Consider the following 18394-nt stretch of genomic DNA (forward strand, 5'->3'; position numbering starts at 1 on the left):
TTAAGAGGTTTTACAGCTGTTCTTTTCTCTGAATTCTCTGAATTCTTCATAGGAGTAATCCGGGCATGCTCCGGACTTTGAAGTAATAAATGCTCCTAATGATGTTGCCTGTTTCATAATCTTTTCCGGTGATCTACCCTGAATTCTTTTAGACAGGAATCCTGCCAGAAAAGAGTCTCCACTTCCTACAGTGTCTGCAATTTCAATATGAACTGCCGGAAAATTATAAGCGGTATTTCCCACAAAATATCTGGCACCTTTACTTCCTTTGGTAAGAACAATTTCATTCAGGTTAAAATAAGCCTGAAGATGTCTGATGCTTGTATCTTCATCTATATACTCTTCACCTAGAAATTCAAAAATTTTTCTGAGTTCTGCCTTATTCATCTTAACAAGATCAGCTTTATGCAATAATTTTTTAATGAAATCAAAATCGATGAAAGGTGGACGGAAATTGACATCAAAAACCCTGAATTTTGAATATTCTAAAAGTTCCAGCAGTGTAGTTTGAGACACTTCACTTCTGGTAATAAGACTTCCAAAAACGAATGCTTCTGAATTCTGAATAAGGTCCTTATGTTTGGGCAAAGATTCAATATAGTCCCAGGCAACTTCTTTTACAATGTCATAGACCGCTTCTCCCTGTTCATCAAAATCAGCAAGTACTGTTCCTGTGGCCTTTTCCTCATCCAGCTGTATGAAATCGGTTGTTATTCCCCAGTTTTTAATTTGATTAAGAAGGCTGTGTCCTAATTCGTCATTGCCAATTCTGCTAAGCATTTTGGTATCAATTCCCATTTTGAAAAGATTGTAGGCAACATTAAATGGTGCGCCACCAGCTCTGGATCCGGAAGGGAAGATGTCCCAGAGAACCTCTCCAAAGCATACGACATAGTTAATTTTATTTGTTATCATATTAGGTTAAACGTTTAAGTTAATGTTTAAAAAAAATGTTTTTATTAAAGTTGATTATTTTAAAGATGCTTTAGGAATCAGTTTTGCAGATAATGTTATCCTTTTTCCAGTTGATATATAATTGTTGATCTGTCCATCCAAGAGCTTAATAGCTTCTTCAGCCATTTCTTCAATAGGCTGTTGGATATAGGTGACCTCGGTAGGAAAAAGGTCATATGCATCCGTTTCATCAAATGCTATTATAGAGACCTGTTCCGGGACTTTTATATTATTCTTAACAATATAGGAAAGCCCTGCAACTGCAAGTTTATTACTGGAAAAATACAATGCTGTATTTTCAGGTTTTTTCCCCAACCTGTTTTCAAGCTGTAAATGTACTTCCTGTGCAATATTTTCCAACCCAACCAACAGATATTGTATTTCAACTGTTTTTTTGGAAAGGCTTACCGCTTTTTCAAAACCATGCTGGCGGTCCAGGAGGTGGGGAAGCTCAGTTTTGTAGCCTACATAGATTATTTTATCAAAATCTTTATTAAGAAGTAAGCTGGTTGTGTTTTCTGCTATTTCCTGATTGTCAATTGTAATTCCAGGAATGGCAACCTCTTTGAGATATCTGTCAATAGTTACAATTGGATATTTAATGCTGATAAGGTTTTCAAGTGTTCTTTCTGAACCGGATACGGGGGCAACGATCATTCCATCCACCTGTTGCTGTGAGAAAAGCTCAGTAAGTTTTTGGAATTTTTCTGCATTTTCATCGGAGCTGCCAATGATCAGGGTATAGCCTAATTTTAAAGCTTTATCTTCCAGATTTCTTGCCATATGAGAATAGAAATCATTGGAGATATCTGCAACGATTAATCCAAGAAGCTTTGTTTTGTTAGTTTTAAGGCTTTTTGCTATCTTATTGGGAGTGTAGTTAATCGTTTCAGCAATTTCAAAAATTTTTTTCCGGGTCTCCTCACTGATACGCTGTCCTTCCTTTCTGTTGAGAACATAGGAAACTGTGGCTACGGAAACTCCTGCCAGTTTAGCAATATCTTTTATAGAAGACCTTTTCATTTTATTTTTTAAAAGGCAAAAATATTTCATAAAATAGTAAAAAAACAATAGTAAAGTTTTTTTGGCGGTTTACGAAAAAAATGTATTTTAGCGCAATTTTTATTGAAAAATTAAATATTTGATTTATAGAATGTTATGCTATTTTATTGATTTTAATATGAATAAATTGTTAACTTATTTTATGGTTGATATTAAATTTGGTTAAACGTTTATCCAATGAATTTTTAAAATATTATATTATTTACATTTCTGGCTTATCATTTAAGACTTAAAATCAACAATCTCTAGTCGGATGTAAAAAAATGAATCTTCTAAGGGAAATATTAATGCTTAAAACCCACAATTTTAACCTGAGATCAAATATTGGAATTGTATTAAACTAAAAGATGCTGATTATTAAATATATTATAAAATGTAGCTAAAAGTTCTTTCAATACTAAATTAAGAATTTTACAAGTTTAATTTTGCAGGGTTTTTTATCTCCCAATTAATTAGCAAAATATTCAAATCAACTTGTAAAATTTGTTGCAATAACTATAGATGGTATACCAAAGGAAGCTATCACCAGAAGAAATGGGGTTTTAATTTTTCCATTTTTGCTTTTACGAAATATTTAAAATATCAGATATTTTGTATCTGGAATACAGCGACCATTATCAAAAAAGTTGAATAGATCTATATTTTTAGTAGCAGTTCATTAGTTTGAGCAAGCTATTCTTTGAATTTACATTTGTGGATATTTTTCCACAAGACGATAAATGTATTTCCACAGCATTCAAAGACTTCTACATAGATATTAGAATATCTTTACCTCCGTAATAACAATATCAATTAAGATATATAAAACAATAACGAATGGTTAAGATTTATACAAAATTATTTTTTGCAGTGTTAGCTTTAAGCCCTGCTGTTGTTTTTGCCCAGGCAGGAAATGTTGGTATTAATACTGCAAATCCAGGTTCTACTATGGATATCTCTGGATCATTAGCGGCAAATTATAAGGCAGTCAATACAAACTCTTATAATTTGACTTCCTCTGACTTCCATGTCTCTTATAATGGGAGTTCCAATGCTGTTTTTAATCTTCCTTCTGCAATCAACGGGGTTGGAAATTATAAAGGACGTATCTATAGGATTAAAAACAATACAAACTTTAGTATTACAGTAAATTCTGCAGCTCCGGAGACCATTAATGGAAATCCCAGCGTTCTTGTGCCGGCAAATCAAAGTATAGAATTAATTAATACTGGGCTTACGGGCGCTGTTTCGACTTGGGAAATACTTTCAACAGGGACGTCTTCTACAGGAGATTATATAATTGTCAAGCCCAATGCTATTCAAACGGTATCTACCGGATCAGATGTGACCTTCGGATCTGTAATTGCATCCAATAACATTACTTATAATGCCGGTGTTTTTAATTTGAAAGCAGGTAAAACCTATGTGCTTCGTTGTCAGCTGCATGCTACAGAGTTCTCGTTGGCGGGAGGCTTCATGGTCTATGAATGGGTTGATGCTTCAAACAATTCTGTTCTTCCTTCCAGTACTACCGGAGTTGTTGATGCAATAAATAATTATCCTGCAACTTCAATAGGTGGCCAGCCGGAAGCCTATGCTATTTATAGACCTACGGTTGATACTTCTGTAAAAGTAAGATTAGGAGGAGCAGGAACAGCTCAGCTGAATCCTCAAATAGGATTTATGACAGTAACAGAACTTGCGGGAGGTAACGGAAACGGTGGAACAACAATTATTAATAACAATATTACTGCAAGTAACGGTCTTACTTTATCAGGTACAGATGTAAAACTGGGAGGAACTCTTTCTCAAGCTACTGATATTGCAACGGCAGGAAACAATTTGAGTATCAACGGTGCAGGAAAAGTCCTGGTGGGGACCAATACAGTACCGTCTGGCGCATCTAATGCAAAAGTTGTTATTGATAACGGAACTACTAATGGAGCTCTTCAGATTAAAGATGGTACCCAGCAGTTGGGCTATGTTCTAACGAGTGATGCCAACGGTTTGGCAACATGGTCATCCACTGTTACTACAGCATTTGCTGATAACTGGACATCTTACACGGGAACATTGGTTAATCCTTTTACCGGAAACTCAGGCGGAGATAATCTACCAACAGGAATTTCTGTAAATATTCCTGCCAAAGGATGGTATTTTTTCCGTTCTGGAATTACTATAACTTCCACTTGTAATGATTACTGGTTTTACATTCCTGGAGTAGGCGAAGTATGGAAATCATACTGTGGTAGCGCTGGACCTGATCCTATTAATTTTGTGCCTAGAGATCAAACCAGAGTATTATATTTTGCGGCTCCCGGAGTTTATTCTATAGTTGCTCATAAAACCAATTTCGTAGTTCCGACTGGGTTTAATGGTGGAAATCCCGCTTTTTATCTGGATTTTGTAAAATTCCAAAATTAATGTTGTAACCATTATCAGCATAATAAAGTTCAGCGATTCTAAAAACACATAATGCTTTACTGCAAGGTGTAAACCTTGCAGTATTTTTTTGTTGCTATAATATTTCATCTGCGAAAGTTTTGTATTTGTCTGACTTTTTATTCAGTATTTTATCATCAGTTTAAAAGCCTTCAGAGTTTTCTTTCTTTGGAATATCAAAAACCATCAGCTTCACAAGGAGCATCTTATGAAATAACAGTCGAAAACAGGAAAGGGGAACTATTTTACCGTAAGTATAGAGAATAATAAGACTCCGAACAGAATGGTTAATCAGATTGAAACATTCATTAATGAATAAATGTTCAATAATTGTTAGTTTTGTATGCTGGATTTGCTGTGTAATCTATAGACGGTAAAGAAGAAAATAGAATGACAAAAAGATTGCGAAATGACAGACGTATTTAAAAATTATCTATCCTCAATAGGAGGACTACTAGCCGAGGAAATCAACTTTTCTGAGCAATTCTTCAAACCGATCCGTTTAAAGAAAGGTGATTTTTTAATTCGTGAAGATGAAATCTGCCGTCATATTGGATTTATCGCTAGTGGGGCCGTAAAAGCATTCGCCATAGACAAAGAAGGAAAGGAAAATATTACCTGCTTCAAGTTTGAAAATGAATTTGCTGCCTCGTTTCCGGAGTTTGTGGCGCAGGAAAAATCCGGAAGGAGTATAAAGGCTATAGAAGATAGCATAGTTTATAGGATAAGCTATCCAGACTATCAGCATCTGCTTGGTCAGGTGGCCGCTTGGAATGGAGTTATACAATTGGTGATGGAGCAGGAGTATAAACAAAAGGAACGTTATCTGCTGAATTACAATAATAAGTCGGCTGTGGATAAATACCGCCATGTCCTGTCTAGCGAACCGATGCTCGTTCAGCGCATAGCGACGCAGGACCTGGCATCGTACCTGGGCATCACGCAGCGATCGCTTACACGGGCAAAGGGACAAATACATAGACCCAGCATATTATAGGACAAATGTCCTTATAGAATACTGATCAGCGCTGTAGATTTGCACAAAAAAACTATGTTACATCAAATTGCTCCTGAAGTATTCCAGATTTCACTGATGCCACGAAACAGTATCAATTGCTATATTATCGAAGGTGTATTAGTAGATTCCGGAATACGGAGCTCATATACAACTATAAAGAAAGCTCTCCAGAAAATCCCTGTTTATCAGCATATACTGACACATGCCCATGCAGACCATCAGGGCTGTAGCGATCAGATATGTGCTGAGTTTGCAATATCTTTACTCTGTCATCCTGACGAAGTTTCTAGAACCGAAACGGGTATGGTAACCAATGAATATCCAAATCCACAACATTGGATAGCAAAGCTTCAACAAAAATACTGGGCAGGTCAGGGACACAAAGTTGAACGGACAATAGTTGAAAACGATAGGATTGGAAACTTTCGGGTAATAGAGACGCCAGGACATTCGGCAGGTCATATTTCTTTATTCCGTGAGCAAGACGGTGTGCTGATCATTGGAGATGTAGCGACCAATATGAACCTGCTCACGACAGCGACCGGTCTGCGGCTTCCACCAAACATATTCACCTCCGATCAGCAACGCAACATCAAATCGCTCCAGAAGCTGGCAAAACTGAGTCCATCCATTATCTGCTTTGGTCATGGACCGGTCCTGCGAAATACAGATCGGAAGTTTGAGCAATTTGTAGCTAAATGCAGTGCGCTGTAATTATAGTTTAAATTTGCTTTACAATAGAAGTCATGGAATTATTTCCTGTACCAAAATTGGAATCTGAGATGCCAGAAAGATCCTGCAATTACAATATTGTTATTACTGTCAAATAAATTTTGTTCACAGTCAGGAAAAGGTGTGATTTATGTAAGTATACTACAAATAAGTGTAGCATATTGTACTTAAGAATGCCCATATTTGTATACTGATATTCAGTTAATTTAATCTGAATGCTGTAGTCTGTAGAAAGAAATTTTTACAAAGCCAACAAGTTGCATAAACTAAAAGGATAAATATTAGGAATAAGGCATAAACCGTGAAAAATATCTTGGATACTCAATTACACAATGAGCTATTAAAATCAAAATAGTAAATCTGTTTTAGTATTTTAATAAGTAAAGGGACGAGAGGCTATAGTCTTCGTTCCTTTATCTATAAGATATCTGCAATGATATATTTATACACCAACACTATCTCATAGAAACTGATTATTACTTTAATGGGATGGTAGATAACAGGCAGCTTGACGGCCACCCAGGAGACAGGGGGTTGTCTCCATTAATCAAAATATTTGAATCATGAAAACCATACATCTCTTTCAGTTTAAAAATTCCATTTCCCGTAACATTCCATTTTTTAAGGAAGAATGCCGGATAGATAATCTTAACGATTTAATGGCCTATGATTTAATGAACACTGAAAAAGTGACTGAGTTTATTATCAGCGTTCCTGAGGACTTTATTTTTGAAGAGACTCCGAGGGAAGAGATTTTAACGATGTGTAAAAAAGCTGAAGAAACTATTGAGCATTATTTTGCAACAACAGTAGATGATTACGATGTTATTTAAGATGATAGCAATGTACAAGGATTTATAAAGTATATTAACACTAAAATTTATATCATGAAATTCCAGCAAAACTTACTGGATTATATTAGTACCTCACTCATTACAATTGGGGAGACGGTATCTATAGCAGAAAGCGTAACTTCAGGATTAGTACAGCTGGCTTTTTCACAGATGCCTAATTCAAGTCTATTTTATAAAGGTGGTATAACAGCATTTACATTACCAGAAAAGCTTAGGTTTTTGGACAGTAACCGCATTGAGGAGCAAGGAAATAATTTTGAGACCCAGCATATGGCTGATATAATGGCAACAAAAGTCGCTATGTCATTTGGAACGGACTGGGGAATATCTTCTACCGGCTATGCCTCTTCTACAAGGAATTCAGGCTTTCATATTTTTTCATTCTGCTCATTTAGCTATAAAGGAGATATCATCCTTTCCAAACGAATTGAGCTTAATGATAAAATCCAGGCTCTGGATGCTCAACTGTATTACACTGAGTTCATTTTAGGAAGCTTTAAAGGTGCTCTGAATCAAATATTGATCTAAAAAATATCAGAAAATTTGACGAAAGAATGGGCTTTTAAAAAATAAAAACTGTTTATAAGGAGAAATATCCCTTCTCTGATATCTTCTCCTTTTTTGTTCACTTCAGGTATTGTCTTATGACTTGTTTTCATTCTTTATATTTTTCTATTAATTTGATCATAACTTAATTGGTAAATACAATTAATTCAAATAAAATCATAGTCATTCAGCCCGGCAACAAAATAATGCTCAATAGTTTTCTGCGCTTTTTTGCACATTGACAAAAGATCATTTCTGGATGTGTTCTCGAAAGTAAAATCGTCATGGGCTTTAACAATATACTCGGTTACTATTTCAATATTCATTAAATCGATATCTGTCATATCGGATTTAAGCCTATGTTCTTCTTTGAAGAAAGGGATTTTGCGAAAAATTGAATTGTTAAACCGGAAAAGATGTATTGTTTTCACTGTAAAAATATTTAATAATATGAAAATTTAGTTTGGCGTTTTATGGGGAATCTTATCTTTGATTTTTATATTGGTCCACCTTTTAGGCAGGGTACGTTCTGATGGTAATTGGTATATGCCGCCTGAAAGTATATATAATAAGTTGTCCCAGAAATTATTTTTTCTGCAGAATTCATGACTGTAATTTGTTAATACTTTTAAATATTCATGTTCATATTTCCTTGCTTCTTGTAATGTATAATTTTTAGGAAGATCCCTCATGATATCCATAGCGGTTTTGTTAAAGATTTTAGTAGAATACTTTTCCAGAAAGCCTAATTCTAGCTTACATACACGGGTAAGTAGAATAAGTAAAGAAAAAATTTCATCATAAAAATTGCAAATTGTTGCCTTCCATGATAATCTTTCTTCTTCCGGTAAAATTTCAGTGGCCAGTTGGATGAGTTTTTTATAGTTCTCTTCCCATTCATCTATATAGGCATTGTTTTGCTGCCAGAATATAAGTGAATTGATTTTATTTTTTTTAATAATATTCTCCAATATATATTCAAACTGTATTCTAATGTATTTTACATCATCACTTAGGTCTTCTAAAACAGACTGCCACAGATTATGCTGGCTTAAACTGCAGTGAGTACTAAATACCAATCTTGATTTGTTATTGAGAACCTGTAATTCTTTTAACATGCGAAGAACTTCCTTTGTGTCTCTTTCTAGGGTGATGTTGGTATTTCTGATGTAAAATAGAGAGACAAATTGCGAGTAATAGGCCCTTCTTGAAATATTTTTTTTATTTCTGAGCCCCAATTTGCTCTTTGGATGCTTAGTCAGCTTTTTCATTGGGGTTTATTGTATATTATTTTTTTTTGCTGTCCCTTCTTCAAAGGATTTTTGCTGTCTGATAAGGGAAATAAGATATTGTCTTAAATCTCTGATCGTAATATTTTTCTCTGCAAAAGAAAAAAATAATGGAGTTTCGTCTAAAAGATCATACAGTTCAGGAAATTCTTTTTGAATTTCAACTGTTTTTTTAAATATCTTTTTTGTTAAAACTGATATGGTATCTACATTATTCATAGCCGCTTTTTATTATCGTTACTATCATTTTAAAGCGTTTATTTCCTTTTATAGAATGAGATTTATGGGCCGGAATGATAATGCATTCACCTTCTTCCATAAAATAAGAAGCTCCGTCTATAATGATTTCTGCTTTACCTTCAATAATCTGTACAACAGCGTCAAAAGGAGAAATTTTTTCGGGTAATCCTTCTTTGTCGTCAAACGATAAAGCACTGATATTGCCGGTTAGTTTTTCCATTATTGTCTTGCTGACTATAGAATTCGGAATGTATTCTACGATCTGGCGGGTAATATATACTTTTGATTTCTCAAGTTCTTTATGATTCATCACAGTCTGTTTAAGCATAAAAGAATAGAAGATATTGTAAATAAAAGGGATAGAACTGTCTAATATCCCATCCCTTTTTCAAGCTAAAACTTTTGATAAATATGTCTTTTTCATAGGTTTTAACTGTTCTTGAAAATAATTTATGAAAGATTAATTTCTTTGATAATACTGAGAACCTCTTCACGGTTTTTTCTTAATCTGTTTCCGATTCTTTCAAGCATCTCTTTTTCTTTACCCTCTTCAAACTTCAGATCGTGATCCGTTAATATTGAGAATTTTTCTTTCAGCTGTTTAGACTGCTCATTCCAGTCTTCAGGAATTTTGAAAGATTTGTCGCCTTTATTGTGGTTTGTGTCCATAAGGTGGATTTTAGTGTAACTTCATTGCTACAATACAAAGTTGGGTGTTTAATAATCTATTGTATTACAGATTGTTTCTTTTATGTTGCAGATATCACACTTTTACAAAAATCACAGATTTTTTGAGTATCTGAGATAGGATTGTTCATAAAAGCAACAAAAAATCCGGCAGCTCTGATGAAGTAATGGAATTTATTGAGTCTTATGAAAAGATTGCAATTTAAAATACTGCTATATAATTTCAAATAAGTGGTTGATTATTCGTACCTTGCTGAATAACTAAATTGAGCTGATGATCCGGACTCTCATTTTTCTTTTCACTATTTAATATTTCCGGTATATCATCATCTCTAGTCTGCTTCAAATCATTAATAAAACTGTTTTGAAAAGGAAAATATAAGCCTGTTGATTTTTTCCAAAAGACAATTCAATTGTAAAAATTATTAATGCTTTTTATGAATATAAAAAAATATTTATGGATGTGGACGTTTTTGGTTCCTATCCTGGCGTGGTTCTCTTATGTTGGAAATTCTGTTTTTTCTTCAGGGTATTACTCTGTGATTCTTGCTTTATTTTTAATGGGAAGTGTTTTGGCTGCGGTGTATCATTCCGAAGTCATTGCCCATCGTTTGGGGGAACCATTCGGGACTTTACTTCTGGCATTTGCCATTACAGTCATAGAAGTAGGGCTTATTATTTCTATCATGATAGGCGCAAAAGGTTTAGAAACCATTACCCTTGCCAGAGATACGGTTTTTGCGGCAGTGATGATAATCCTTACCGGAATCATTGGAAGCTGCATTGTAATAGGCTCTTTAAGATATAGGGAACAAAGCTTTACACTACAGGGGGTAAGTACTGCACTGATAACACTTACTTCTGTCATTATTTTTGTGCTTATACTGCCCAATTATACGGTAAGTCATCTCGGAGGTGAATATACATCCTTTCAATTGCTTTTTATCGCCTTGATTTCTTTAGCGCTTTACCTCGGTTTTACCATGATCCAAACGCTTAGACACCGAAGCTTTTTCATTTCTCCACAAAATAAACTATCCGCAAACCAGCCTGTACAGAATAGTAATGAAATGATTTCCCGAAAACAATTGTATATCAGTTGTATATTATTGATTTTATCCCTGGGAATAGTCGTTTTACTGGCAAAGCTTCTTTCAAAGGATGTTGAACATATAGTTGTTTCGGTGGGTGCTCCAAGATCTCTTGTAGGTATTATCATTGCAGGTATTGTTCTCCTTCCGGAAGGGTTGGCTGCATTCAGGGCTGCAAAAAGTGATGAAATTCAAACCTCATTAAATCTGGCTTTTGGTTCTGCTTTAGCAAGTATCGGGCTGAGTATTCCTGCGATTGCTATTATATCTGTAATAACAGGCATAAGAATGTCATTAGGGATAGATATCAAATCAACAATACTTTTGGGACTATCGCTTTTTATTATTACCGTCTCACTGGCAACGGGCAGAACTAATATTATGCAGGGAATTGTACTGATAGCTATTTTTTTAATTTACCTCTTTATTACTATAGTTCCATAAATAACCGTCTATTAAGTATCTATAAATATAACCGTAGGGTGTTATTTTGGAAAACAGAGTCTTGCCATGAGATAGCTGACTGTTGATTCCGCTCCCTGGTTGAGATTAACATTTTTCTCTTCAAGGCCGTCGTAACATCCGCCTGTTGCAGGGTTATAAATAATCTGATGTAAATGATTCTTTCCTAAAAACCAACTAAAAGCATTCCTCATCATCTGCAAGTATTTTTCATCCTTAAAAACTTTATAGAATGTAGATAAGGCCAGTATGGTATAAGCAACATCAATAGGCTGCTCACCACCAATTGACTCAGGACTTTTAACCGTTTCTTTCTGCAGCCATCCATTGTTGGATATTACTTTGATGCCGCCTTTAATAAATATTTTCGAAAGCAAAAATTTGAATGATTCATTGGCAATCTGCTTATACATTTCGTTTTGGGTTGTAATCCATGCACACAATAAAGCCTCAGGGAGTACACTGTTTCCATAGGTAAGATAGCTTTCAAACCAATGCCAGTCTCTGTGTTTTTCATGCTGATACATTTTTACCAGTCTATTAGCCAGCTTTTTCAATAATGGAATATTGTTTTCAGAGTTTTGATAATGCAGTCCCTTTATGATAAAAGCCATTGCTCGGGTAGAATGGATGTTCTCAATAGATAAAAGACTTTTTTCAATGGCTGATTCTGCTTCATCATAAAACTCTTGGGGTAAAATAGACTTTAATGAAAGGAGATATCCCAGTGCCCAGATGGCCCTTCCATTGGAATCTTCAAGATTGGTTTCATAATTCTGCTGAGCAAATTCCTTGTTTTGATTCACATAGTTAAGAAAACTACCATCCGGTTGTTGACAAAATTTAATAAATTTTAGATAAGTTGAGATTAAATCTAGGTCAGATTCATCTCTGTTCAGTTCGTAATGTCTGCAGGCTACAATCATAGCACGGGCATTATCGTCCAAGGTATACCCGGAATTTATATCAGGTTTGTTGATTCTAGAAAACTGGATCATTCCAAAATCTGTTGTCATATTTTTGATATGGCTAAGATTGATGATGGGGAATGTATAATGTAATATCATGTTGTCTTTGCTGTGTTGTTGAAATAATAAGGCGTGTGAAATAGATGAATTCTCCCAGGCTGTGGGAGCCATTTTTTCCAAACTGTTTGAACGTAATCTTTCCTGTGTATTTTCATTTTTCAGTAATGTATTCACGGCAGCAGCGAGCTGTTTCGGAGTTTCAAAATCAATAATAATTCCCAGGTCTTCATTTAATACTTCTAAGGCATGTGGAATAGGAGTGGAGACAATGGGGCATCCACAACTAATTGCATAGGAAAAAGTGCCGCTTACCGCCTGATTTCTGTCTTTTGAAGTGAAAAGATAGATATTGGTAAGCTGAAGATATTCTAACAACTCATCTAAAGGCAGATATTGATTGATAAAGTAAGTATGCTTTTCCAAATGGAGCCTTTTAATAGTATCCTGTAGAAAATCACGATATTTTTCACCTTCATGCTTAATGATACCAGGGTGCGTTTTTCCAATAATAAGAAACATTACATCCGGATTTTGAGCAATGATTTCAGGCAGAGCTTCTAAAGTGGTTTCAATATTTTTCCCGGAACCCAATAAACCAAATGTTGAAAGTACTTTTTTATCTTTAAATCCGTATTTCGTTTTCAGTGAAATTTTGTCAATAAATGGTAACAGGTGAGTTCCATGGGGGATTACTTTAATTTTATCAGACGGAATATCATAATCAGCGGACAGGATGTCCGCAGAAATACCCGTCATCACAATAATAGATTTGCAGAAACTGCTGATTTCTTTTACTTTTTCTTTTAGCTCCCAGTCCGGTTTTGGTAGAACTGTGTGAAAAGTAATGATGACGTCTTTCTCTAAATTTTGAAGAAAAAGCAGCAATCCGTTTTTGGCCTCAGTAAAAAATCCAAACTCATGCTGAAGCATAACCAGTTGAATCTTATCATTTTTGTTGATTTTATCAGCCAGCTCCAAATAAGAAATGGCATCAGATGTATTTAAGCGATATTCAGGATTTTCTTCGTATCGATGATGCTCCTCTTCAGTTTCCATTGGACAGATGATGATATTAAAAGATTCATTGAACTTTATCTGAAGAGATTTTATTAAATCCTGACAATACGTTGCAATACCACACACCTTAGGAGGAAAAGTACTTATAAAGATAATTTCAGGTTTATGATTAATTGTGTTTTTCCTATTTTGGACAGATCGTCTTTTTGTCTTTTCCTCCACGTCTGATTTTATATTTTTATTCATGTTGATATCTATTTTAAAGTATGACATTCTGTATAGAATAGTCAGTTATAAAGTGTACTGTAGTAATTCCTTCAGTAATTCCGGGATATTTAAAGAAGCAACAGCAATTCTCTTATCTGCTGCTCCATAGTAAATATGGAGTGTATCTCCTTCTGTTATAGCTCCGGTTGGGAAGCAGACATTATTCACTTCTCCCTTCTGTTCCCATTCTTCTTCAGGCTTGAAAAGAGGATAAGGAAGTCTTGAAATTTCTTTTTCAGGGGTATCAAGATCAAGTAAGGCAGCACATGCGCTGTAAACATACCCTTCAATGGTATCATGTACGCCATGGTATATCAAAAGCCATCCATGCTCGGTTTCTATAGGGGGACATCCTCCGCCAATATAGCTTACTTCATGCTCATATTGGGGAGATAATATAATATGATCTTTAAAGTGAAGGAAATAATCTTTCCAGAAATCAGGATTCAGATCTTCAATGTTTTCTATACTTGCAATTTGAATATCAGGTCTTATGCGATGAAGAAAATAAAGCTTGCCGTTAATTCTTCTTGGGAAAAATATCACATTTTTATCCCACAGGAAGACATCTTTATCATTTTTATGAGTAGGCGGGAGTTTGTTGAAACGCTTGTACTTTTCTGCTATTTCACCTTGGGATTCTGATAAAAATCTAAACTTGTTGTATGGAATTTTGGGAACAATAATTCCCCGTTTTTGCCATGACTTAAGATCCTCCGATACAGCAAGTGTTCCCAGTGCATTAATCCCGTCATAACTGGTATAGGTAAGATAAAATAAATGATCTATTTTTACGATTCTTGGATCTTCAACACCATGTTTTTCGTATTCAAACTCGGGGATAATAACCGGATTGCTCAACCGGGTTTCTATAGTCTTATAATCTGATAGTATACAGTATCCGATACTGGAGAAATTATTCTTTGCAAGAGCCCTGTAAAATAAATGTATTTTTCCGTTATCCTTAATAACTGCGGGGTTTAAAACACCTTCACTCTCAAAGTCTATTGTCGTTTTTCTGAGTATAATTCCGTCTTTTTTCAGGGATACCATTTAGTTGCTGGTATTTTGGGCTTCGTTTTCCCTGTCTCTTCGTTTATTCATTTTTTCTTCCCGTTTCTCTTTTGCGGATTTCGCGGGTGGAGTTTTATCTGACTTCTTTTTTCCGTCTTTTTCTTTTGACATTGTGAAATATTTTTTGTTAACTGTAAATTTCAATCATTAAAAAAGGAAAGCTTTGTAATTGTCTTTCAATTTGTTGTATAAATCATAGATATTTCCGATTTAATAGATTAACTTTGAGTAAATATCTGTTAATGAAATAATTGGCAGTGTAAATAGTAAGGGGGATGAAGTTGTATATAAAATATATGGTAAGTTTACGTTGCAAAATGGTTGTCCATCAGGAACTGGAAAGGCTGGGCATTAAAAATGCTATTGTAGATTTGGGAACTGTAGAGTTACTGGATGATATCAGCGCTGAATTAAGACAAATTCTGAAAGAAAACTTGCTTAAAACAGGACTTGAGATATTAGATGACAAAAAAAGTATCCTGATAGAGAAAATAAAAAATGTAGTCATAGAAATGATTCATTATTCAGATGAACTTCCAAAAGAAAATTTCTCAGACTATGTAAGTGAAAAATTAGGATATGATTATACCTACCTTGCAAATACCTTTTCTGAAGTGAAAGGAATGACGCTCCAGCATTTTATCATTATCAATAAAGTAGAAAAGGTAAAAGAATTACTGCTGTATGATGAACTCAACCTTACAGAGATCTCATATAAACTCAATTACAGTAGTGTGGCTCATCTCTCTAATCAGTTTAAAAAAATCACCGGACTTTCCCCTTCATTTTATAAGCAGTTGAAGCAGAAGCGTTTGGGGAATCTGGAAGACTTGTGAAGTGATGATAATTGTTTTTCTTTAAAGGAATTAAATAAACTATATTGATTTTTCTATTAATGAACATCTAAGTTTGACCCCGTTATTTGTTTAAATATTCCTATACTATGAAAAATGGCCATCCCAATGTGAAGCAGATAGCTAATTTTGAAGCTTCTACTAACAACAGTTTTGGAGTATTGAAAACAATTAAGGATTATCTGTATAACTGATATTTCTGAAATAATAAAAGGTGAATCTTCTAAGGCTCATCTTCATTATATGTACTGTTTAAGATCTGTAATAAGCTTTTATATAGAATTGGATAAACTAGCCCTTTATTTTGCCATATTTACCTACATTTGGGAACAAGTAAAAAATAAAGCATGGAATTTTCGCCTTTTAATAATGTTATCAAACTTTGCCTTCAGGGGATGAGCATGGAAGATAAAGACAGGCCTGAAGAAGCAAGAAAGCTGTTTTTACAGGCCTGGGAAGCAGCAGCAGATGATCATGAGAAATTTCTGGCTGCTCATTATGTATCACGTCATCAAAAAATACCTGCTGATCGTTTGAAGTGGCTTGAAACCTCTTTAGAATTTGCTTTAAAAATAAATGATGATACGGTTAAAAGTGCATTGCCTTCTCTTTATTTGAATATTTCCAGATGCTATGAGAATTTAGGAGATATGGAAAGGTCAAAAAAGAATGCTGAACTGGCATTGTTATTAAAAAATCATCCTTCTGATAAAGGACCATTTTACCATGGTACAAAAGCAGATTTGCAGATTGGAGATCTATTGACGGCGGGCGGAATCTCAAATTATAAGTCAGAATTAAAAATGAATCATATCTATTTTACAGCTTTGATTAACGGAGCAGGGCTTGCTGCTGCTTTAGCAAAAGGCGATGGAGTAGAGCGTGTATATATTGTAGAACCAATAGGCATCTATGAAAATGATCCCAATGTAACAGATAAGAAATTCCCGGGAAATCCCACCCGTTCTTATCGTTCCGAAATGCCTTTAAAAATTATTGGAGAGGTTAAAGAATGGACAAAACCTAACCCTGAAGATCTTCAAAGGTTTCGTGAAAAATTAGATGACAGCAAAGGAGAGATCATCAATTAGACTTATTATTTGTCTCTCATCTTCCTGTAATCTTATCACCTCTGTATTAATAGCATAGATATAAAATATTAGGAGCAATGAAAATCGCTGATTATGATTGTACGCATAAAAGGCTGAATGAATATATCATACATTTGGGATAAGTTTTTCATTTATCCAATAGTTTTAGCCTCCAGATGGGGGCTTTTCTGTTGGGTAGCTTGGGCAAATCAATTGATTTGATGACAGATTGCTTGATATTGCTCTGTAAACATTTCAGGTGCGGCCTTCATTTCCAACAATGATAAGATTCTATTGAACTGTCTTTTTAAATAAAAACCTCTATGGAGGTCCAGTGATTTTTTGCCATAGTATACAATACAGATTGGAGTCTGATATTTCCCGACTAATTTCATATCTATTCCCGTAATATCAGTCCAGAGAAATTGATGCTGTCTCAGACCTCCTGTAAAGCGGATATCCTTATTTGAAATGATAAGTCTTAGCCTGGTATACATCAGCATACTGATACTGATCAGCAAAAGTAATGGTACTAAAAAAATAATCTCCGGTGGAAGGTCTTTCTGCATGAGAAGACCAAATGAGGTCAAAACTAAGAGAAGTCCGAAAAAATAACAGATTATTTTTAGCCATTGTGGTGAGGAAAAAGTTTCTTCAGTAAGTATCTGTTTCATATGATAATAGTACGATTTTTAAATGATGTATTTATATTTTTGTTCAAACAAAGAATAGGATTGGTTATATACAGCCTAAAATAAGAGCTAAGTCGAAAGGTTTGAGTTCTAGATAAAAAAACAGCCACAAATAAATTGTAGCTGTCTCTTTTTGAAATCAAATATCGAGTATCATAAAGATCTGGAACGGGCGATGTTGATAAGATACACAAGATGTGCAAACATGTTCCGTTTTACAGACTCTACTTTTATATCTCCGGTGGTCTGATTGATCGTTGTTACAAGATCAGTATTACATTGACCATTGAAGTTACCACTTCCTAAATAGTTTACAGTATTAGCAGTAGGATAGGAGATTCTCGGATAATCCGGTGCTGTCTGGTTGGCAACAGCAGCTGTTCCGCTGAATCCTTTATTGTCAACATATCGGGCTGTCCAGGTTCCTAAAAACTGTCCGTTACCTGTATTGATGCCCTGTCCCACAATAATTTGGGTATCTACAGGATTGGTAAATCCGGCACAGGAAGTGTAATGATTTAAAGAAACCGTGCAGGAAGAAGCGTTATCAGTAGGTTGAAAGCATTTTCCTTCGTAGACAGTGAATCTTTGTTCAGTAGAAGAAGTAGAAGTGTTCAATAAAGCTTTCGGAGCGAAAATCTCTTCAGGAGATATAAGGATTAAAACTCCTTGTGCATCCGCCGCAACAATTTTTTTTTCAGCATTTGAAAGTCCTCTTACTCTTACCAGGCCATTGACATCCAATGTTTGGGTTGGTGTAGATGTATTAATCCCAACCTGTGCTAATGAACTCCCACAAATAGCAAGTGCTGCCAAAAAGAATGTTTTTGTTTTCATGTTATTTTTTGAAAAGGTTAAATTTTTCACTAAGGTAAGAAATATCTTTAAAAGAGGCAGAGAAATCATCTGAAATCTAGTATAAACTAATTATAAATGAATGCTGAATAGATTGATATCAAATTTCAGGGATCATTTTTTAAATAACTCAAAATTTATACACCTTGTATTTGTTTGA

21 protein-coding genes are annotated in these 18394 nt (G+C 34.7%); 9 read left to right on the forward strand and 12 right to left on the reverse strand.

From position 1 onward, the window contains the following. Both KIK00_RS03615 and KIK00_RS03620 read right to left on the reverse strand, forming a co-directional pair. Positions 1-915, reverse strand: coding sequence for a carbohydrate kinase (locus KIK00_RS03615; protein WP_255815189.1), 915 nt, complete (start codon positions 913-915; stop codon positions 1-3). A gap of 54 nt (positions 916-969) precedes the next feature. Then, a complete protein-coding gene (locus KIK00_RS03620) occupies positions 970-1977 on the reverse strand; it encodes a LacI family DNA-binding transcriptional regulator (protein WP_255815190.1) in 1008 nt (335 codons plus the stop codon). Between the two features lie 855 nt (positions 1978-2832). Between KIK00_RS03620 and KIK00_RS03625 the strand changes: the two genes are divergently transcribed. The 5 genes from KIK00_RS03625 to KIK00_RS03645 all read left to right on the forward strand — a co-directional run bounded on the left by KIK00_RS03625 (position 2833) and on the right by KIK00_RS03645 (position 7569). Next, entirely contained in the window at positions 2833-4419 is a 1587-nt protein-coding gene (locus KIK00_RS03625; protein ID WP_255815191.1) for a hypothetical protein, read from the forward strand. 427 nt (positions 4420-4846) lie between these two features. Then, a complete protein-coding gene (locus tag KIK00_RS03630) occupies positions 4847-5434 on the forward strand; it encodes a Crp/Fnr family transcriptional regulator (protein ID WP_255815192.1) in 588 nt (195 codons plus the stop codon). A gap of 54 nt (positions 5435-5488) precedes the next feature. Further along, complete coding sequence (locus KIK00_RS03635) at positions 5489-6169, forward strand: MBL fold metallo-hydrolase (RefSeq protein WP_255815193.1); 681 nt, start codon at positions 5489-5491, stop codon at positions 6167-6169. A 581-nt stretch (positions 6170-6750) separates the two neighbouring features. Then, on the forward strand, positions 6751-7020 hold the full coding sequence (locus KIK00_RS03640) for a heme oxygenase (protein WP_255815194.1): 270 nt from the start codon (positions 6751-6753) through the stop codon (positions 7018-7020). A 54-nt stretch (positions 7021-7074) separates the two neighbouring features. Continuing rightward, positions 7075-7569, forward strand: coding sequence for a CinA family protein (locus KIK00_RS03645; protein ID WP_255815195.1), 495 nt, complete (start codon positions 7075-7077; stop codon positions 7567-7569). 185 nt (positions 7570-7754) lie between these two features. Here the strand turns inward: KIK00_RS03645 and KIK00_RS03650 are convergent, their stop codons facing one another. The 5 genes from KIK00_RS03650 to KIK00_RS03670 form a co-directional block, all read right to left on the reverse strand. Further along, a complete protein-coding gene (locus tag KIK00_RS03650) occupies positions 7755-7913 on the reverse strand; it encodes a hypothetical protein (RefSeq protein ID WP_255815196.1) in 159 nt (52 codons plus the stop codon). Positions 7914-8045: 132 nt separating this feature from the next. Further along, positions 8046-8858, reverse strand: a complete 813-nt coding sequence (locus KIK00_RS03655; RefSeq protein ID WP_255815197.1) for a hypothetical protein — start codon at positions 8856-8858, stop codon at positions 8046-8048. Positions 8859-8864: 6 nt separating this feature from the next. After that, positions 8865-9095, reverse strand: coding sequence for a hypothetical protein (locus tag KIK00_RS03660; protein WP_255815198.1), 231 nt, complete (start codon positions 9093-9095; stop codon positions 8865-8867). Then, positions 9088-9426 carry a cupin domain-containing protein gene (locus KIK00_RS03665; RefSeq protein WP_255815199.1) on the reverse strand — a complete coding sequence of 113 codons (339 nt, stop codon included), beginning with the start codon at positions 9424-9426 and terminating at the stop codon, positions 9088-9090. Before KIK00_RS03665 ends, KIK00_RS03660 begins: the two co-directional genes overlap by 8 nt. A 140-nt stretch (positions 9427-9566) precedes the next feature. After that, the gene (locus tag KIK00_RS03670; protein ID WP_255815200.1) at positions 9567-9785 is read right to left on the reverse strand and encodes a hypothetical protein; all 219 of its coding nucleotides are present in this window, start codon (positions 9783-9785) and stop codon (positions 9567-9569) included. Between the two features lie 455 nt (positions 9786-10240). On the opposite strand from KIK00_RS03670, the gene KIK00_RS03675 reads away from it, so the two are divergent. Then, entirely contained in the window at positions 10241-11338 is a 1098-nt protein-coding gene (locus KIK00_RS03675; protein ID WP_255815201.1) for a calcium:proton antiporter, read from the forward strand. A gap of 41 nt (positions 11339-11379) precedes the next feature. On the opposite strand, the gene KIK00_RS03680 is transcribed toward KIK00_RS03675, so the two are convergent. From KIK00_RS03680 to KIK00_RS03690, 3 genes are read right to left on the reverse strand one after another with little or no spacing between them, the layout of a single operon-like run. Then, positions 11380-13647, reverse strand: a complete 2268-nt coding sequence (locus KIK00_RS03680; protein ID WP_255815202.1) for a glycosyltransferase — start codon at positions 13645-13647, stop codon at positions 11380-11382. Positions 13648-13692: 45 nt separating this feature from the next. After that, complete coding sequence (locus KIK00_RS03685; RefSeq protein WP_255815203.1) at positions 13693-14721, reverse strand: pesticidal protein Cry7Aa; 1029 nt, start codon at positions 14719-14721, stop codon at positions 13693-13695. Then, the gene (locus KIK00_RS03690; RefSeq protein WP_255815204.1) at positions 14722-14853 is read right to left on the reverse strand and encodes a hypothetical protein; all 132 of its coding nucleotides are present in this window, start codon (positions 14851-14853) and stop codon (positions 14722-14724) included. It lies immediately after the preceding gene. A gap of 164 nt (positions 14854-15017) precedes the next feature. Between KIK00_RS03690 and KIK00_RS03695 the strand changes: the two genes are divergently transcribed. The 3 genes from KIK00_RS03695 (at position 15018) to arr (ending at position 16687) form a co-directional block, all read left to right on the forward strand. Continuing rightward, the gene (locus KIK00_RS03695) at positions 15018-15578 is read left to right on the forward strand and encodes an AraC family transcriptional regulator (RefSeq protein WP_255815205.1); all 561 of its coding nucleotides are present in this window, start codon (positions 15018-15020) and stop codon (positions 15576-15578) included. A 107-nt stretch (positions 15579-15685) separates the two neighbouring features. Further along, positions 15686-15790 (forward strand): hypothetical protein, encoded by a 105-nt coding sequence (locus tag KIK00_RS03700; RefSeq protein WP_255815206.1) that lies wholly within the window; start codon positions 15686-15688, stop codon positions 15788-15790. Positions 15791-16246: 456 nt separating this feature from the next. Beyond that, positions 16247-16687, forward strand: a complete 441-nt coding sequence (gene arr, locus KIK00_RS22880) for an NAD(+)--rifampin ADP-ribosyltransferase (RefSeq protein ID WP_370647743.1) — start codon at positions 16247-16249, stop codon at positions 16685-16687. 209 nt (positions 16688-16896) lie between these two features. Here the strand turns inward: arr and KIK00_RS03710 are convergent, their stop codons facing one another. Continuing rightward, positions 16897-17361 (reverse strand): hypothetical protein, encoded by a 465-nt coding sequence (locus KIK00_RS03710; RefSeq protein ID WP_255815208.1) that lies wholly within the window; start codon positions 17359-17361, stop codon positions 16897-16899. A gap of 171 nt (positions 17362-17532) precedes the next feature. Beyond that, complete coding sequence (locus KIK00_RS03715; protein ID WP_255815209.1) at positions 17533-18216, reverse strand: hypothetical protein; 684 nt, start codon at positions 18214-18216, stop codon at positions 17533-17535. Positions 18217-18394: the final 178 nt, after the last annotated feature.

Origin of the sequence: Chryseobacterium sp. MA9, assembly GCF_024399315.1 — a bacterium.
Lineage (GTDB): Bacteria > Bacteroidota > Bacteroidia > Flavobacteriales > Weeksellaceae > Chryseobacterium.

What these genes read in the sequence shown, in the direction of transcription:
- KIK00_RS03685 (WP_255815203.1), bottom strand. Translation starts at nt 14,721, where the DNA reads ATGGTATCCCTGAAAAAAGACGGAATTATACTCAGAAAAACGACAATA.
- KIK00_RS03670 (WP_255815200.1), bottom strand. Translation starts at nt 9,785, where the DNA reads ATGGACACAAACCACAATAAAGGCGACAAATCTTTCAAAATTCCTGAA.
- KIK00_RS03660 (WP_255815198.1), bottom strand. Translation starts at nt 9,095, where the DNA reads ATGAATAATGTAGATACCATATCAGTTTTAACAAAAAAGATATTTAAA.
- KIK00_RS03675 (WP_255815201.1), top strand. Translation starts at nt 10,241, where the DNA reads ATGAATATAAAAAAATATTTATGGATGTGGACGTTTTTGGTTCCTATC.
- KIK00_RS03630 (WP_255815192.1), top strand. Translation starts at nt 4,847, where the DNA reads ATGACAGACGTATTTAAAAATTATCTATCCTCAATAGGAGGACTACTA.
- KIK00_RS03655 (WP_255815197.1), bottom strand. Translation starts at nt 8,858, where the DNA reads ATGAAAAAGCTGACTAAGCATCCAAAGAGCAAATTGGGGCTCAGAAAT.
- KIK00_RS03715 (WP_255815209.1), bottom strand. Translation starts at nt 18,216, where the DNA reads ATGAAAACAAAAACATTCTTTTTGGCAGCACTTGCTATTTGTGGGAGT.
- KIK00_RS03665 (WP_255815199.1), bottom strand. Translation starts at nt 9,426, where the DNA reads ATGAATCATAAAGAACTTGAGAAATCAAAAGTATATATTACCCGCCAG.
- KIK00_RS03680 (WP_255815202.1), bottom strand. Translation starts at nt 13,647, where the DNA reads ATGAATAAAAATATAAAATCAGACGTGGAGGAAAAGACAAAAAGACGA.
- KIK00_RS03700 (WP_255815206.1), top strand. Translation starts at nt 15,686, where the DNA reads ATGAAAAATGGCCATCCCAATGTGAAGCAGATAGCTAATTTTGAAGCT.
- KIK00_RS03690 (WP_255815204.1), bottom strand. Translation starts at nt 14,853, where the DNA reads ATGTCAAAAGAAAAAGACGGAAAAAAGAAGTCAGATAAAACTCCACCC.
- KIK00_RS03615 (WP_255815189.1), bottom strand. Translation starts at nt 915, where the DNA reads ATGATAACAAATAAAATTAACTATGTCGTATGCTTTGGAGAGGTTCTC.
- KIK00_RS03625 (WP_255815191.1), top strand. Translation starts at nt 2,833, where the DNA reads ATGGTTAAGATTTATACAAAATTATTTTTTGCAGTGTTAGCTTTAAGC.
- arr (WP_370647743.1), top strand. Translation starts at nt 16,247, where the DNA reads ATGGAAAGGTCAAAAAAGAATGCTGAACTGGCATTGTTATTAAAAAAT.
- KIK00_RS03620 (WP_255815190.1), bottom strand. Translation starts at nt 1,977, where the DNA reads ATGAAAAGGTCTTCTATAAAAGATATTGCTAAACTGGCAGGAGTTTCC.
- KIK00_RS03695 (WP_255815205.1), top strand. Translation starts at nt 15,018, where the DNA reads ATGAAGTTGTATATAAAATATATGGTAAGTTTACGTTGCAAAATGGTT.
- KIK00_RS03710 (WP_255815208.1), bottom strand. Translation starts at nt 17,361, where the DNA reads ATGAAACAGATACTTACTGAAGAAACTTTTTCCTCACCACAATGGCTA.
- KIK00_RS03650 (WP_255815196.1), bottom strand. Translation starts at nt 7,913, where the DNA reads ATGAATATTGAAATAGTAACCGAGTATATTGTTAAAGCCCATGACGAT.
- KIK00_RS03645 (WP_255815195.1), top strand. Translation starts at nt 7,075, where the DNA reads ATGAAATTCCAGCAAAACTTACTGGATTATATTAGTACCTCACTCATT.
- KIK00_RS03635 (WP_255815193.1), top strand. Translation starts at nt 5,489, where the DNA reads ATGTTACATCAAATTGCTCCTGAAGTATTCCAGATTTCACTGATGCCA.
- KIK00_RS03640 (WP_255815194.1), top strand. Translation starts at nt 6,751, where the DNA reads ATGAAAACCATACATCTCTTTCAGTTTAAAAATTCCATTTCCCGTAAC.